Here is a 16,529-nt window from a genome sequence, read left to right as displayed (position 1 = left end):
CGCGCGAAGCGCGGGTCTGATGGGGGGCGTAAGAACCATTGGTATTGATGTGCGCAGTAACCTTCCAATGCGCTATTCGTTACGCCCCCCATTCGTCACGCGCCTACGGCGCGCGCCACCTTCCCCTCGTGGGGGGAAGGCCAGATCGCGTGTTGCTTAAGTTTACGCATATGCCCTCGTCGGAGGGGAGCCTACGAGGCGTTTATCGCCTTTTTTTCGCTTGCTTGTCCGGCACGAAACGACATTGAACCCACAGCGGGGTATTTTACGCAAACTTGGTCTTGCACTTTAGTCCAAAAAGGTCTATTATGAGAGTAATATGGCATGTCAAGACAGATACGCCGGATGAATAAAAATAGCAGGGGGACTGCTGTAATGACCGAGAAAAATCTCACGATGCTGACCGACTTTTACGAATTTACGATGGCGCACGGCTACTTTGAGAAAGGAATGGCCGATCGCCGCGCTTATTTCGATATGTTTTTCCGCCGCGTGCCGGATGGCGGCGGGTACGCGATCATGGCCGGCGTGCAGCAGCTGATTGAATACTTCAAAAACCTGCACTTCACCGAGGACGACCTTGCCTATCTGCGCGGGCGAAACTGCTTTTCCGAGGCCTTCCTCGATTATTTGCGCAATTTTAAGTTTGAATGCGACGTATGGGCCGTGCCCGAGGGCACGCCCGTTTTCCCCGGCGAACCGCTCGTTACGGTCGCGGGGCCGATGATTCAGGCCCAATTCGTGGAGACCATGGTGCTGCTCACCATCAACCACCAAACGCTGATTGCCACCAAGGCCAGCCGCATCACCCGCGCCGCGCAGGGCCGCGTGGTGCTGGAATTCGGCTCCCGCCGCGCGCAGGGCTACGACGGCGCGATTTACGGTGCGCGCGCGGCCTACATCGGCGGCTGTCAGGGTACCGCCTGCGTGCTGGCCGACCGGGATTATAAGATCCCCGCGGGCGGCACGATGGCGCATTCTTGGGTGCAGATGTTCGATTGCGAATACGACGCCTTCAAGGCTTACGCCGATATTTACCCGGATAACTGCGTCTTTTTGGTCGATACCTATAATGTGCTGAAAAGCGGCGTGCCGAACGCGATCCGCGTCGCGCGGGAGATGATCGAAAAAACGGGTGTCCGCCCGCGCGGCATCCGCCTTGATTCGGGCGATATCGCCTATCTGTCCATTCGCGCGCGCGAAATGCTGGACGAGGCGGGCTTCCCCGATATGCAGATCATGGCTTCCAACTCGCTCGACGAGTATCTGGTGCGCGATTTAATCACGCAGGGCGCGCGGATCGATTCCTTCGGCATCGGCGAGCGGCTCATCACTTCTAAGTCCGAGCCCGTGTTCGGCGGCGTGTACAAGCTTGCCGCGGTCGAAAACGGCGAGGGCGATGTCGTACCCAAGATCAAAGTATCGGAAAACGTTGAAAAGATCACCACGCCGCACTTTAAGCACGTTTACCGCCTGTTTGATAACCAAACCGGTAAAGCCGTGGGCGATGTGATCACCATTCACGACGAAACGATCGATGAAAAGCGTCCCTATACCCTGTTCCACCCCATCCACACATGGAAGCAGAAGATCGTGACCGACTTTACCGCCCGGCCGCTGCGCGTGCAGCTTTTCAAGAAGGGTCGCTGCGTGTATAAATGCCCGGATATCGACGATATCCGCGCCTATTGCGCCGCCGAGCTTGAAACGCTTTGGGATCAGGTCAAGCGCTTTGAGAACCCGCAGACCTATTTCGTCGACCTTTCCAAAAACCTTTGGCAGGTCAAAAATCAGCTTCTGGAAAGCTGCCGCATCTAAAACGATAACCAAAACGGCGCGTTGCAAAATAAGAAATGTTCCAATACATGTCATTCTTCGTCACTTCGCTCCTCAGAATGACATACGGAAACTCTTTTATTTTGCAACGCGCCGTTTTACTTTTTAAGGAAGAAGGGGAAACGATTTGATCTTTCCAAATGACAGGCAATTTCAGCTATTCCCCTCTCCTGTGGGGCTGCGGAATTATATCCAGTATTATAACGTCGTATTTCCAAAGAGCGACACGTTTGCGGCGCGGTACACGCTAATGCCGAATGCTTGCGGAACCCTGTCGCTCGCCTTCGATGGGACCGCGGTCGCCGCCGAGCTGTGGGGCGCATCCATATCCCCTGTTTTGTTGGGTGCGGAACCCAACCGTTACCAAGTCCTGCTGCTCATTTCGCTTTCCCCCTATGGCCTGTACCAGATCACGCGTCAAAGCCAAGCGGCGCTCGCGGGCAAACGCCTTTCGCTTGCCGACATCGACAGCGCGCTTTTCGCTTCGCTGCATCAGGCCTTTGTCAGGGCGAAAACCACAGCGGAGCTGGTACAGAGATGCGAAAAAATATTATATGAACGGATGGAGCGGCCAGTCGTTTCGGACGCTTTGTTATTGGCCGCCGCCATGATCGCCGACAGCCATGGACAAGCGCAGGTGAATGAAGTGGCGCGGCGATCCGGTTACAGCGAACGGCAGCTCAACCGCTTGTTTCTTGCCCAAATCGGCATGAACATGAAACACTATGCGCGCTTGACCCGCTTTAACTATGTATTAAAGCATATGCAAAGCGCGCCTTGCTATTTTGCCGCCTTGTCGCAGCAAGCCGGTTATTTCGACCAAGCCCATTTTGATAAGGATTTCAAGGCGATCAGCGGCGTAACGCCGCAAGAGTATTATAAGACCATGTCCGATTTTTACTATGACGGAACGGAGATATACCCTACAATATCCTCAAAGGAGGATTGAAAAATGAAGTATCAGGGTTGTCTTTTAGCGGTGAAGGATATCGCCGCCTCAAAGCGCTTTTATGAAAAAGCGCTACACCAAACCGCCCTCATGGACATGGGCGCGCATGTCGCTTTTGAAGGTTTTTCTCTGCAACAGGAGTATGCCGAACTCGTCGGCTTGGCGGCGGATAGCGTGAAGGCGCGGTCGCACAGCTTTCAAATCTATTTTGAAGTGGCCGATCTGGACGAGGCGTACGCCGCAATGAAAGCCATATCCGGCTTGCAATGGGTGCATGAAATCAAGGAATATCCATGGGGGCAGCGCGATTTTCGGATATATGACCCGGACATGCATATTGTGGAGATTGCAGAGGATATGAATACGGTAATCAAACGCTTTTTCCGTCAGGGCCTATCGGCTGAAGAAGTCGCCGAACGCACGATGTTCCCCCTTGAAAGCGTAAGGCCGTTTGCGCCTAATCTCAATGCATAAAAATGGACGCATTGCAGAACCGCCAGCAACGCGCCCAACGTAACACAAACGCAAAAGGAACAGAAAATTGATAAAATAAAGGAAAACCGCGGAACGGTTATGGAAAAAGAAAATAGCAACTCACACCCAATTCAAAAGCATCTGGGATACTGTGGAAAATATTCCGTTCTAGGTCACCATGCAATCATCACCCGTGGATCGGTTGTCGATTTCCTCTCTTTGAGAGAACAGGCGCGATACGGGTCTTGCATCTTGGGTTTTTTATTCACAAATTAAATCTAACGCAAACAGCGAGGTTGAGCAACCCTTTTGCCGGGGCTCAGCCTCGCTGTTTTTTTTTGCTTTTTTATTTTCTTTCACATGAAAGCTTATTTCTTTAACAGATAAGTTGAATAAAATATGCTGAAAAGCTTTTGCTCCCTTGTTTTTAGATATTTTGCCTAATATTTTGTTGCTATAGCCATTTTAATTGATATAATATAAATAAAGATCAATAGGTTTCATGTGATAAAAGTAATTACCCTTGTCCGGTTACTGTGTGGAAGGATCTATGCAATGCCTGATGACAGTGCTGGCTGTCGACCATGTATGAGGAGGAATGATCATGGCATCGCTTGAGCAATATCAGAATATGTTCCGCACTTTGCCCTGTGGAATTTGCCGAGTGGCGTTGGATGAAGAGTTTACATTGCTGTATGCAAATCCGTTCTATTATCACATTTATGGTTATACACCCGAAAATGCGCAAGAAGCCGGCTTTACAACTGTGAAGTTCATTCTCCCTGCTATTGAGTTTAGAGATATCCACGAACGCGTAATGGAGCATGTGCATAATAAGGAAACCTTATTTGAACTGGAGTATCAGGGCGTACATAGTTCAGGTAAATCATTATGGCTTGTGGTACGCTGCACGTATAATACGGCGCAACCCGACAGCATCGTGTGTGTGGTATTAAATATTGCCGCGCATAAGCAACTCGAAGACCGGCTTCGCATGAGTATTAAAGAGAGCCAAATCGCATTTGAGCTCACCGATAAGATGATGTATGTATTTGATATTGCGGAGCGCCGCCTTATCTTATCGGAAAAAGTGGCAAATACTTTTGGACTAGCGCAGATCACATATGATGTGCCGGAAAGCATTGCCGCAAGCGGCATCATTGCCGAGGACAGTATAGATGAGTTCAATCGTTTTTATCATGCAATGATACAGGGAATACAGGAAGGGCAAGCGGTAACGCGGAAAAGAAGAAAAGACGGGTCAATCGGATGGTATTTTGCAAAATATACCCTAATCTACGATCATAATGGCAAACCAAGACGTGCGATCATATCTGGGGAGGATATTACACAGCAGCGCGAAAAAGAGCTGACTTACCAGAAATGGAGCCAGTATTTTAAGGATCAGGAAGGCAAGACCATCGGCTACTATGAATATGATATGACGGTCGATCAGCAAATGGAAGGGGTCGGGGATGCGCCGCCGGAGTATCTAAAGTCGTTAAAGACTTACACCGGGACGGTCCTGTACATAGCGGAGCACTTTGTCTGCGAGGAAGACCGGGAAGCATTTTATTGGTTCTTTGACCGTAACCGCCTTCTGGCGTTATTCTATGATCAGCATGAGTATGATGCCAGCATCGAGTATCGCAGGATCGGGAAAAACGGCCTGTACTGGGTGCGCGCCAGTGTGCGGATGGTTGCCGATCCATACAACAACCATGTAAAACTATTTTTAATGACGCGGAATATCGATCTAGAAAAACGCGAGGAAATCAAATTACACAGGTTGGTTGAAATAGATGAGATGACAGGCACGTTGAAGCGGGAAACCTTTATCCGTAAAGTTACGGAGATTTTATCCAGAAATGATTACGTTGTTCGCCATGCGTTGATTATCTTAGATATTGACCATTTTAAGGAACATAACGACGCATATGGCCATCAATTTGGCGATCAGGTGATTCGTGAAACCACGGCTCTGGTGAAGCGATCATTGCGCAAAAATGATTTGTGCGGAAGATTGGGCGGCGATGAATTCGTAGTTTTTCTAAGCAATATCGCGTCCATAGAAGCGATGCTGCCGAGAATCAGCGATCTCTGCAATGAACTGAACAGGCCGTACCCGGGGAAAGGAAATGTATCTTGCAGCCTTGGTGTTTCCTTCTATCCGCATGACGGCATTACTTTTGAAGAATTATACCAGCATGCCGATACTGCGCTATATGACGCCAAAGAATCCGGCCGGGCAGTGTTCAAAATCTATAATCAATAGAAATTGTCTCAGCTTTGTGTAAAAAAGTCAAAAAGCGGCGGCTCACTAAGAGCCGCCGCTTTTACAGCGTGTCAAAGAACCCCTTCGCGCCGCAGCGCGCATAAAATAGGATTTTCCGATTCCGATCCGCAAGGCGGCATAACAGGCGTTTCCCCCTTGCTGTTATGCTTTGATCCAAATGTCCATGCGGCAAGCCTCCTTCTCCGCGCGCTTACCACGCGCCGTCCGTTTCATCCGGATCGGCAAAGGGCGTGGCGGATAGCGGTTTGTTCGCAATTTCAAGCAGCAGCGCCTCGTTGTCGTCCGCCGCGATGCGGTTGGAATGCAGTGTGCCGCATGTGCGGCAGCGGTGAATCAGCGCCCATTCCTCGTTCCCGCGTGCCCACACGGCGACGGGGTCCATGATCCCTTTACAGAGCGAAGCCCGGTCGCCGGGCCGGTTATCCAAATGCACGCTCGACAGGCAGTGCGGGCAATGGTTGCGGTGGCGGCTGCCCATATCCTGCGGCGATACCGGCGCGCCGCATACCTTGCAAATAAAGCTATCCGTGCAGGGCGCGTGCCGGTAGTCCTGCGCAAGCATCGTTTTTTGCAGCTTGGCGATCTCCTTAAAGCGCTGCTCCTTTTGGCGCAAATAGCCGATCTTATCATCCGCGTACTGCGCTTCAATGTGCAGCTTCTGGTAGCTCTCCCAGCGGTCATAGGACAGTTCGCCCGCACGCAGGGCTTTTTTTATCGCGCAGCCCGGCTCGCTCTGGTGGCGGCAATCGCTGAACTTGCAGCTTCCCAAAAACTGTTCCACATCGGCAAAGCTTTTTTCCACGCCGCCCTCCGCGTTCCACAGCCCTAGCTCACGCATGCCCGGCGTGTCGATCACCATCACGCCGCTTTGCAGCAAAAGAAGCTGGCGGCGGCTGGTCGTGTGTCTGCCCCGCCCATCCTTTTCACGGATGCCGCCGGTCTCCATCACAGCCTCGCCCGCGAGCGCGTTTACCAACGTGGACTTGCCCACGCCGGACGAACCGAGAAATACAATGGTCTTGCCGGGCTGCAAATAAGACTGCAACCGATCAAGCCCTTCCCCGGTTTTCGCGCTCACCGCGTATACCTCCACGCCGATCGCGGACGTTTGCACGGCGCGGAGATACGACGCCGCGTCCGCCGTGCCGTCCGCCTTGGTCAGCAGCACGACCGGCGTAGCGCCGGACTGCCACGAAAGCGTCAGATACCGTTCGAGCCTGCGCGGATTAAAATCGCGGTCCAGTGATTGCAGCAGGAACACATAGTCAAAATTTGCCGCTACCGCCTGCTCGCCATGGCCGGACGAGGATGGGTCGAGACGGGCAAAATAGGTTTTGCGCGGCAGGGTCTTCAAAATGCGGCTTTCACCGTTTGCCTGCCAATCAATCAGAACAAAATCGCCCGTGGTGGGCAAATTTTCCCCGCCCGTGCGGTATGCGCCGGTTTTCAGGCCGGCAAGGCCCGTGCCGTAATCGCAGACGATCTCAAAAAAGCCGCGGTGCACGGCCGTGATACGCGCCGGGGTGCCGTTCTGGCCGCTGATATGTGATGACGGAAAGCCGTATTTTTTGATATTCATGTTTGGTCTCCTCCTGAGACACGGGCGCTCTAGCCCGTTAAGCATATAATTTTCATGGGTATTCTCCTTTCCAAAATGTCGCTTATCCCTAAAATCCCGCGGAAACAGACCTTTCAGCCTGTCTCCGCGGGATTTCATCTATTGTGCCGGATTGCGCAAAATGGGCGCAAAAAAAGACACGCCAGACGTGCCCTGCAATACGCGGATAACCCACGCGACAGTATTCACGAAAGATCGTTACTATTCTGTTTTAGGGACAAGCCGCCATAACAATAGCCGACACAAAGTCTCACTCCTTCTAAATAAACACAAAACATAGATTTTCTTTATTGTACCGGATAACTGGTCAAAAAGCAAGAGTTTTTTTGAATTGAAATTGCCACATTGCGGACAAGCATCCGCAATGTGGCAACGCAAAAATTATATTTCTTTTTCCACGCCGTTGATGCGGGCGGATTCGCCCTCCTCCACCGGGATCACGATGCATTTTTGGCCGTCCAGCACGCGGGTCTCGACCGCGTCCAGCTTGTCCTCCGGCAGCTGCAAAATGATCTCCTTGTGCTGGCCGTCCGCCCACGGCGGATTTTCTCCGTCCGCGCGGTCGCCCGTCGCCTCTTGCAGCCGCTGCTGCAAGACCTCTACCTTTTGCTGGAGCGCCATGGTTTGCTCGCGGCGCGCGGCTTCCTCCGCCATCTTTTTATCGACGATGTTGTGCGCCACCGGCGGCATATCGCCAAACGCCTCCACATAGGAGCGCTCGATGCGCTCGCGCGCCTCGTCCGGCACCTCGGCTTCGGCCAGCAGGCCGGAAACCGTTTCGCGCGTCAGGCTGACGGGGGCGCTTTCTTCATCCTCTTCGGATTCGAGCACCAAACCGCTGATCGTTTTTTGTATCTTCAATAGGGCCGTGTCCGCCTCGTCCTCGTCTTCCTCAAAGGCGTTTTGAATAACCTCGTGGAATACCTTCTTTTCCTCCGCCGCCGTGCGCTGGCTGATGCAGCCGAGCACCTGCTCGACCAGTTCGGGATGGGACTCCTTGCCGGTCTTGACATAGTACATCACCGCGTTGACATCGCTGCCCCGGTCGCTGAACGCGGGATAGACAAAGCCCAGGTCGGGCAGGCCGACCACCCAGTCGCGCTCGCGCGCGCCGATGCGGTTTTCCTCCTCGCGGTAGCCGAGGCCGGGCTTGGACAGCTCGACCGGGCAGATCGAGCAGATCAGGTACTCATAGACCTCCTCGGACTCGTCCACCTTGATGTTATCCGTGGTTTTGGTCATCACGTCGTACACATCATGGTAAATAAGAATGAGGTAATTGCCCGCATAGGCGTAATGCTCGATGATCTGCTCGTACAGCCGGTCGATCAGCTCCTCGTTTTTCAGCTTGCTTTGCTTTAAGGCGAGCAGATATTGCTGCCGCTCCACGGCTTCGTCCGTGCGGTCGAATTCCAGCTCCAGCAGGTTCGCGCCGAGCGAGCCGGAAAGCGTTTTCTTGGCGATCTCTAAGTATTTAAAAAACTCCTCGTCGTCCAGATCCAAAAACGGCTCGTCGAATTTCAGAACGGTCTGCTTGCCGCTGTTTACATAGCAGCCGCAGATCCGGGTGATCGAGCACTCGGTCTTTTTCAGCCTGCGGCGCAGCTCCAGCACGTCTCGTTTGGTGATGTTCATCGCTGTCCTATTCCTTTCGCAGTGGGATTTTCGTGCATTACCAGTATAGCAGGATTCGGCGGCGATTGCAAAGCGAAAAACGGGAGATTCCAGCTTCATCCACCTTGCATTCAACGGCAAAATAAGCTATGCTTAGGGTAAGCTTACGAAACGAGAAAGGATGGCACCTACCATGCACGGAGAATGTATCGACCTGCACATGCACAGCCATTACAGCGACGACGGCGAGTTTTCCCCGGCGGAGCTGGTGCGGCAGTGCGCGGAACGCGGCATAAAAATCATGGCCATATCGGACCACAACTGCGCGCGCGCGAACGCGGAAGGCGCGGCTGCCGCGGCGGCGGCCGGTATCACCTATATCCCTTCGATCGAGATCGACTGCACCTTTGCGGGCGTGAATTTCCATGTGCTCGGCTATGGGATCGACGCCGCGTCGGAGGATTTCGCCGGGATCGAGCAGAACATCGAAGCGCAGGGCGAAAAAGCGTCCCACATCATGCTGGAAGCGACGAGGCGGCTCGGCTTTGCCATCACGGAAGCCGATCTGAACAAGCTGGCCGAGGGCATGTTCCACCAGAGCATATGGACGGGCGAAATGTTCGGCGAGGTGCTGCTGGGCAAGCCGGAATACGCGGAGCACCCGCTGCTTATGCCCTACCGGCCGGGCGGCGCGCGTTCGGATAATCCCTTTGTCAATTTCTATTGGGACTTTTATTCGCAGGGCAAGCCCTGTTACGCGCCCATTGCCTTTCCGACGCTGCCGGACACGGTCGCGCTGATCCACCGGAACGGCGGCCGCGCCGTGCTGGCCCACCCCGGCGTCAACCTGAAAGGCCACGACGAACTGCTGGAGGGGCTTCTCAAAACCGGTATTGACGGCGTGGAAGCCTACAGCAGCTACCACACGGACGATGCGCGCCGCTTTTACGCGGACAAGGCAAGGGCCGCCGGCCTGTTTGTCACCTGCGGCAGCGATTACCACGGCAAGACCAAGCCCTCCATCCGGCTCGGCGTGCACGGCTGCCCCCTTACGGACGAGGAAATGCTGGGCGAGCTGCAAAGCCTGCTTTAACAAACGAAACAGCGGAGGAAAAACACCGTGAACCGGCGTTTTACCTCCGCTGTTTTATTTGATCAGAGCTCTTCCATCAGGACCGCAAGCATTTTCGCGCATTCGGCGCGGGTGGCCGTGCCCTTGGGGTCAAAGCGTCCATCGCCCCGGCCGCTGATGATGCCCGAACGCTGCATCAGCCGCACCGCGTCCGCCGCGTAGCCGGATACTGTGGCGGCATCCGCAAATTCCGCCGCCTGCTGTTCCTGCGAAAGCGTCGTTCCCTGCATACCGGCAAAACGCACCAGCATGACCGCGAGCTGCTCGCGGGTGAGCGCGCCGCCGGGCGCAAACGTGGTTTCGGTCATGCCGTTCGCCACGCCGTTTTCATGCGCCCACGCCACATAGGGGGCGTACCAAGCGTTCGCCGGTACATCCGCAAAGCCCGCAGCCGCGCCTTCCGGCAGGCTGCCCCCGCTGATACGCGCCAGCGTGGTGACCAGCTCGGCCCGCGTCATATTCTTTTGGGGCCCAAAGGTTTTCTCGTCCAGACCGGACATGACGCCCTTGGCCGCCATTGTGTTGACATACCCCTCGTACCAGCCGCCGACGTCGGCAAAGCGGTGCCGTATATCCAGAACAGCCACCGCTGTGGCGGATGGCAGTTCAAGCGTCACGCTGCCGTTTTGCGCGGTCAGCGCGCCCATCCGGGACAGGTTCCCGTTCGCGCCGAGCGAATAGGCCACGGGCGTTCCCTTCCCAGCAAACGGCGCGGTGAGCTGTACGCCGCCGCCGAGCGCAACATACTTGCCCCCCGCCTCGTTGGAAAAGGCATATACCGGCGCGCCGCCGGTTTGCGCCCGTGTGGTTTTGCTCTGCCCCTCCGCGCCGTCGGCAGTGAGGGTCAGCGTCACGTCCGTCCCCGCCTGCCGCAGCGCCTTGACTGCGCTCTCCGGCAGGAAAACCGAGGCTTCCCCGCTTTGTACGGTCAATGTCTTTACTTTTTCGAGCTGTTTTTGGGTCAGGATCGCCTGCCCCTGCGAACCGGCGGAAACGGTTTCGTTGCTACCGGCTGTTTCGGCGGCGCTGCCCGCGCCGCCTCCGCCGCCCGACGAACCGCCGCCACCGCCTGCGCCGCCGGTGTTGCCCGAGTCCCCGCCGGTGCTGCCGCTGTCGCCGCCTGTGTCGCCCGAATCACCGCCGGTATTGCCCGAATCCCCGCCGGTGCTGCCGCTGTCGCCGCCGGTGTTGCCGGAGTCCTCCCCGCCGGGCAGACTGACTGCGGGCGCGCCGGCAAACGCGACCTTTCGCAGCGATAGATCCAGTAAAATCAGCTCCGCCTTTTCAGGCAGCGGCACGCTGTCTGACGCGGTCAGCGTACCGAGGGGCAGCGTTTTTCCCTCGTTTATAGGCACCTGCGAATCGAGATAGACGGTCAGGTGTGTTTTGCCGTTTTCTGTTGTAGCGCTCTTTTCCGGGGTCTGCACATCCGCGCTGGCCGGTATCAGTCTGGCGTCCGGGTGCAGCCCGTCCAGCGTAAGATCGAGCTGCACGGCATAGATATTGGTTTTGCCATCCAGCCCGTCCACGGAAAGAACGATCCCGTCGTCCTCGCGGACGCAGTCCAGCGTAAGCGCGCCCTGCGCCCCGGCCGCAAGGGCCGGGTGCGTCATCAGGGGGCAGGCAAGAAGCAACGCGGTCAGCGCGCAAAGAATCCGTTTCCGCATTATTCCATCGCCCCCTTCAGTTCTATGGTGGGCAGGCTATCCCCGCCGGGCGCGCTGATCCAGCTAGTGCTGGCCGTTAGGTACTGGTTTTCCGCGCTATTTGGATCGTCCGTGCGGCTCAGCTCCGCCATCATGCGGCTGGGCAGCAGGCTGCCGCCCTCGCAGTGCGACTGCCCGCCTTGCAGTTCCGCTTCCCGCTGCACATTGGGTACGAAAATAAAGACGCCGTCGCTGATATCGCTTACTTCCTTATCCTCCGGTATCTCCGCGAAGAAGAGCGCGTAGCCGTCCAGATAGCGAAAGGTGGTTTGCTCTTGCGGTTCCCCGTTCGCATCCAGCGCGCTGTCGGTAAATTCGCCCTTGACGCGCAGGGTGTTGTAAACAGGGTCGCCGCGATAGGTGCCGGTGATCACAAGCGTGCCCGCTTTGATCACGTCATCCGTTTCCGTGCCGTAAACATAATCCGCGCTGAGGATACCTGCCGCGCCGCCCTCGGTAAAGGCCACGTCGTCCCCGGCGTAGCTGATGAGCTGTACGGCCGCGTTTTCCGGCACATTCGTCATGACGACCTTCGTCGCATCATACGTCCAGATGCGGCTGTCCGCGGAGTCCGTACCGGGCTTGTTAAAGTAGGCAAGGTAGCTGTCCGCATCGTCCACCGCTTCATTCTTGCCGTAATCCCCCTGCTTTGCCACCACATCGCCGTGCTCCGTTGTCACGGTAACGGTGTAGCCGCCGGTTTGCGGGAGCGCCTTTTCGCTGACCAGCTTGACGCCGGACACGGCGGTTGGCCCATTGGTCAGGGTGACCGTCACGGTGTCTACGTCGCGGTCGATCGTGTACTGATCGGCGCGCAGCGTTTTATCGTAGGCCACGCGGATATCCCCCGCATGCACCGCGTCGCCAATGGCGTTGCCCAGCGAATCGTAGGCCTGCACGGTGTAGGCAAAGTTCATGTGGTTGGCCGAACCGATCACATCGGTATAGGTAGCTTCGGTCGTAAAGCCGATCACGGTATCGTTTCGCCGAATCTCATAGCCCTGTACCTTACCCGCTGTCATATCGGCGCGCATGGAGAGAACCACCTGATGATCGCCCTCTTTTTTCGCCGTGGCAATGATGCTGCCGGCGCCCTGCGGCACGCTGTTTAAACGGTCGCGGCGGCTGTTGTCGTCCAGATACCAGATAGCGCGCGGCTCCTTCTCGTAGGTCTTAAGCTTGGTTTTCGTGCTTTCGCTTAGCTGCATACCCCAGCGGGTGAAGAACTCGGTCAGGTCTTTGTTTGCGGTTCCGGCGGCGGTCAGCGCCACCTTATCGTCGTAGCTTACAGCGCCCGCAAAGTATGTGCCCGCCTTCCAAGCCTTGAAGAAGCGGTTGTAGAAATCCATGGGGCCATTTGCATCGTTTTGCCCATTGTCATAGGCCAGATGCAGCTGCCAATACATGCCGAGCTGCACAAAGACGTCGCCCGACGCGCCGGGGTAGCCTTCCGCAACCTTGGTGAAGATCTGCGGGTACTTGCCGCCCTCCAAGCGGGAGGGCAGGGTGTTATCCTTACCGTCGAAGGTCTGCACCATGAGCGAGTAGATATTGTTCGTGCATTCGGCCTTGCCCAGCTTGTCCATATTGTGGCCGATCTCATGGGCAACGCCCCAGCCGAACAGCCGGTTTTTCTCTGTCGTCGCATCGTCCACTGGCTTGCCGCATACCAGCCCGCCGCACGAGCCGTACTCCACACCCACATGGCTGCCCGCGGCATACATGAACGCGCCTGCGAACATCTGCATATAGCGGATATTCTGGCGGGAGGTCATATCATTCTTTTCATAGGTATTGTCGATACCCTGCGTCGTCTTGGCGATATGCATCAGCTGTTCCCACGCAAGGACATTGTCGTACAGAATCCGCACCTGTTCTTCCGCGCCGCCCTTCGCGGTATTATCCATCACAGCCGTGGCGGGCAGGGAAAGCAGCACCGTGGGGAGGGAAAGCTCGGTCACGTTCAGGCAGTTGTTTTGCTTGCCGTTATCGGCGATCGTCTTGGTGTACGCGGTAAGCTCCTGTACATAAGCCGTGAGCACCGCCTTGCGCCCGGCTTCGTCCAGCGTATGCCAGTTACCCAGCTCCAAAACAGGCACGTCGGTCGCCCGGCGCGTGTGCAGCGTGATCTGCCCGCCGTTCGCGCCATGATAGGTAAAGTACAGGCTGCCGCCGCGCGGCGTGGTCTGGCTGCCGATCTGCGGCACCGTGAGCACATTGCGCCCATTTTGCAGCTCGCCCACCTTGGCCTGCCATGCGGCGGCCTCGGCGTGGAACTGCGTTGCCCACAGGGCGACGCTTTCGCCCGCGGGAATGCCCTCGGCATAGACCGTGATCTCCTGCCCGGCCTTTGCCGCCGCGCCCAGCGGCTGCAGATCGCTGCCGCCCTGCCCGTACTTCGCGGAATCCGCGCTGCTGCTGCGCGCCGTGACGCCGCGCAGCACCACGCCCGCGCTCTGGCCGGCGAGCAGCTCCTGCGCCAGCTTCAGCTCGTCCTTCATGGTATTCGGATAGAGATAGTAGCCCTCGTCCCCGGCAAGCGCCGCGGAAAGATCGCTGATCTGCTGCGCCGTCACGCCCGCGCGCAGCTTGGTATGGGCCTGATCTTCAAACAGGCCGTCGATCTGTTTGTCCAGATCCTTGGTTTCATCGTACGCAAAGAAGAGGACCTCGGACAGGCCGACCGCGCCGTACCCCGTCTGCTCGATATCAACGGCCAGCTTTTTGATGCCCTTGGTCGCGGGGAACGGCAGCGCGACGAAGTAGCCGTCCTTCGCGGAGCCCATTTTACCGTTTACCGGCGTTTGGTTTTTGCCGTTCATCGTAACCAGCACGGTACCCGGCCCGGCAAGGTCGTCGCCCTCGCCCCAGACCGTAACGCCGTACAGGCGCATACAGTTCTCATAGCCGTCCGCCCGGGGCACATAGATCACATAGCTTAGATCCACCGGGTCTTTGAAGGTGTAAATGAGCTGCTTGCTGCGGGTATAGTTGCCGTCGCCCCAAGACTGCGAGGTCCAGTTGGTTTGATAATCCCCATCCATCAGGTAATCCGTCGTAAAGGGTTTGGTGCTCTTGGATGTGCTGACGTTGCCGGTATCCTTCAACGCGATGCTTTGCACCTGATCGCGCGTGATACGGGTCAGCTGCGTGGGCAGGCCCGCGGGTTCGCCGTACTTGACCGCCGCCGGCGTGCCGGTCACGATCTTGGAGGGGCCGCTTTTTCCGGCGTCGTTCACGGCCACGACGTAGAGATAATACGTTGTATCGTTCGTTAGCCCGGTAACAGACGTATGGGTCGCGGAGAGCGCGCCGCCCGCGCGGACATAATCCTTTACCGAAGCATTTTGTTTATCCGTATAGTAGACCTCGTACGCGGTCGCGTTCTTGGATTTACCCCATGTAACGTTCAGCGCGCCGTCGAGCGCCTGCACGCTTACCATGTCGGGCGCGTCCGGCGCTTTGGCGGGCTGCGGCGTGGCTTCGACGACCTGAGACGGCCTGCCCTCCCACTCCCCATTTGTGGGGGTGACGGTAAACGCGTAGGTTTGCAGGTTTTTAAGCCCCGTTACCACGGCGGTGGGCACGTCCACATGCAGCTCCTTGGGCTCGCCGCCCTCCTTAAGGCTGTACAGCACCTTATAGCCCGTTACATTGGGCAGCTCGCCCCATTTCAGGGTAACCTGCGCGTCCCCCTCCGCGGCGGTCACGGTTTTGACCACGCTGTTCGGCGCGACGGGGTTTTCCGGCACGATATCCTGCAAAAAGCGAATGGTATCGACCACGGCGTAGTTGCCGCTTGCGGTCTGCGTGACCGAGATCGTGACCTTTTTGACCGCCACCTTACCGCCAAGGTTGATCGTGACCACGTTGCTCCCGGCCGACCGGCCGATGGCGTGCACGCCCTCTGGCAGGGTGTTGTCAAAGGGGTGTTCGGTCTTTTTACCGTTTTCATCCTCGACAATGACGGTGCCCTTTTGTATCGCGCCGTCCTGTTCGGGCGTTGCGATCTCGATCACCTCCATCTCGACAGACTTGTCCAGCTCGATCGGGATGTCGAGCTTGCCGTCCTCCTTAGGGGTCAGCTTGACCGGTTCGGTATTCTCCTGAAACAGGTTTGCAACGTCGCCCGTTATAACAAGCGTTTGTTCCAGTTCGTTTTTTAACGCCTCCGCTTGCACGGGCGGCGCGAGCAGCACGGTGTTATACGTTTCGGCTTCGCCCACGGCATGGCTCTGGCGGCTGATATAGGCAAGGTCGATGATATCGATCTTGCCATCGCCGTTCAGATCATACTGCCGGATTTGCTCCTCGTCCACGGCGCCCAACGCGCCGGACAGCTCGTCCCAATCCGCGCCGTCCACCTTATCGTCGCCGTTCACATCGCCAAGGCCAAAGGTGCCGTCGCCGGTGCCGAGCACGACGGACTGCGCGTAAGTATCCATATCGACCGGCTGCTCATGGGTCGTATACCCCGTGCCGGAAAAGCGCAGGCTGTATGTTCCCCGCGGCAGATCGCCGAAAGACACGTCCAGATAGCCGGGCCATTCGCTGCCGCCCAGCTCGCCGCCATCGGCATTGCGGGCGGAAACAACCGCGTCGAGCGCCCCTGTCCGCGCGCCGTCCCCCAGCGCGACGGTGCCCAGCGTTTCCGTTACTTTGCCGTCCTGCGTTTTCATCAGGGTGACGCTGACGTTTCGCTCTTTGATCTCATCCAGCTTCTGCGCATAATCCAGCCGCAGCGTCGCGCTGATGCCGCCTCGAACGCTCGTTTCGCCGCGCCCTGCCGGCTCGTCCACAGCCCTTGCCGCCGGCAGAACCGGCGATACGAGCATGGCGCCCGCCAAAAGAACGGATAACATTCGCTTTTGTGCCTTCATCTCTCTCACTCCATCTCTCTTTTT

The 16,529-nt window shown here is 56.8% G+C and carries 9 protein-coding genes; 5 read left to right on the top strand and 4 right to left on the bottom strand.

From position 1 onward, the window contains the following. Positions 1-375: 375 nt before the first annotated feature. From RWV98_RS07715 to RWV98_RS07700, 4 genes are all read left to right on the top strand, one after another. Positions 376-1,818, top strand: a complete 1,443-nt coding sequence (locus tag RWV98_RS07715) for a nicotinate phosphoribosyltransferase (RefSeq protein ID WP_317864997.1) — start codon at positions 376-378, stop codon at positions 1,816-1,818. A gap of 145 nt (positions 1,819-1,963) precedes the next feature. After that, complete coding sequence (locus RWV98_RS07710) at positions 1,964-2,785, top strand: helix-turn-helix domain-containing protein (RefSeq protein WP_317864995.1); 822 nt, start codon at positions 1,964-1,966, stop codon at positions 2,783-2,785. A gap of 3 nt (positions 2,786-2,788) precedes the next feature. Beyond that, the gene (locus tag RWV98_RS07705; RefSeq protein WP_317864993.1) at positions 2,789-3,259 is read left to right on the top strand and encodes a VOC family protein; all 471 of its coding nucleotides are present in this window, start codon (positions 2,789-2,791) and stop codon (positions 3,257-3,259) included. A gap of 604 nt (positions 3,260-3,863) precedes the next feature. Further along, the gene (locus RWV98_RS07700) at positions 3,864-5,534 is read left to right on the top strand and encodes a sensor domain-containing diguanylate cyclase (protein ID WP_317864991.1); all 1,671 of its coding nucleotides are present in this window, start codon (positions 3,864-3,866) and stop codon (positions 5,532-5,534) included. Between the two features lie 211 nt (positions 5,535-5,745). Here the strand turns inward: RWV98_RS07700 and rsgA are convergent, their stop codons facing one another. Together rsgA and RWV98_RS07690 are read right to left on the bottom strand one after the other, a co-directional pair. Next, complete coding sequence (gene rsgA / locus RWV98_RS07695; protein ID WP_317864989.1) at positions 5,746-7,134, bottom strand: ribosome small subunit-dependent GTPase A; 1,389 nt, start codon at positions 7,132-7,134, stop codon at positions 5,746-5,748. Between the two features lie 420 nt (positions 7,135-7,554). Further along, the gene (locus tag RWV98_RS07690) at positions 7,555-8,808 is read right to left on the bottom strand and encodes a DUF4317 domain-containing protein (RefSeq protein ID WP_305147413.1); all 1,254 of its coding nucleotides are present in this window, start codon (positions 8,806-8,808) and stop codon (positions 7,555-7,557) included. A 172-nt stretch (positions 8,809-8,980) separates the two neighbouring features. Between RWV98_RS07690 and RWV98_RS07685 the strand changes: the two genes are divergently transcribed. Beyond that, positions 8,981-9,880, top strand: a complete 900-nt coding sequence (locus RWV98_RS07685; RefSeq protein ID WP_317864987.1) for a PHP domain-containing protein — start codon at positions 8,981-8,983, stop codon at positions 9,878-9,880. A gap of 62 nt (positions 9,881-9,942) precedes the next feature. Here the strand turns inward: RWV98_RS07685 and RWV98_RS07680 are convergent, their stop codons facing one another. Then, positions 9,943-11,586 (bottom strand): S-layer homology domain-containing protein, encoded by a 1,644-nt coding sequence (locus tag RWV98_RS07680; RefSeq protein WP_317864985.1) that lies wholly within the window; start codon positions 11,584-11,586, stop codon positions 9,943-9,945. After that, positions 11,586-16,505 (bottom strand): M60 family metallopeptidase, encoded by a 4,920-nt coding sequence (locus RWV98_RS07675; RefSeq protein ID WP_317864983.1) that lies wholly within the window; start codon positions 16,503-16,505, stop codon positions 11,586-11,588. The genes RWV98_RS07680 and RWV98_RS07675 overlap by 1 nt, the downstream gene beginning before the upstream one ends. Between the last annotated feature and the right edge of the window lie 24 nt (positions 16,506-16,529).

Source organism: Agathobaculum sp. NTUH-O15-33 (genome assembly GCF_033193315.1).
Taxonomy (GTDB): Bacteria; Bacillota; Clostridia; order Oscillospirales; family Butyricicoccaceae; genus Agathobaculum; species Agathobaculum faecihominis_A.
Note: the sequence above shows the minus strand (reverse complement) of the source record. Positions and strands in the feature narration are given on the sequence as shown.

Excerpts from the sequence above, each read along its gene's own strand:
- RWV98_RS07680 (WP_317864985.1), bottom strand. The coding sequence starts at position 11,586 with ATGCGGAAACGGATTCTTTGCGCGCTGACCGCGTTGCTTCTTGCCTGC.
- RWV98_RS07700 (WP_317864991.1), top strand. The coding sequence starts at position 3,864 with ATGGCATCGCTTGAGCAATATCAGAATATGTTCCGCACTTTGCCCTGT.
- RWV98_RS07690 (WP_305147413.1), bottom strand. The coding sequence starts at position 8,808 with ATGAACATCACCAAACGAGACGTGCTGGAGCTGCGCCGCAGGCTGAAA.
- RWV98_RS07705 (WP_317864993.1), top strand. The coding sequence starts at position 2,789 with ATGAAGTATCAGGGTTGTCTTTTAGCGGTGAAGGATATCGCCGCCTCA.
- RWV98_RS07675 (WP_317864983.1), bottom strand. The coding sequence starts at position 16,505 with ATGAAGGCACAAAAGCGAATGTTATCCGTTCTTTTGGCGGGCGCCATG.
- RWV98_RS07715 (WP_317864997.1), top strand. The coding sequence starts at position 376 with ATGACCGAGAAAAATCTCACGATGCTGACCGACTTTTACGAATTTACG.
- RWV98_RS07685 (WP_317864987.1), top strand. The coding sequence starts at position 8,981 with ATGCACGGAGAATGTATCGACCTGCACATGCACAGCCATTACAGCGAC.
- rsgA (WP_317864989.1), bottom strand. The coding sequence starts at position 7,134 with ATGAATATCAAAAAATACGGCTTTCCGTCATCACATATCAGCGGCCAG.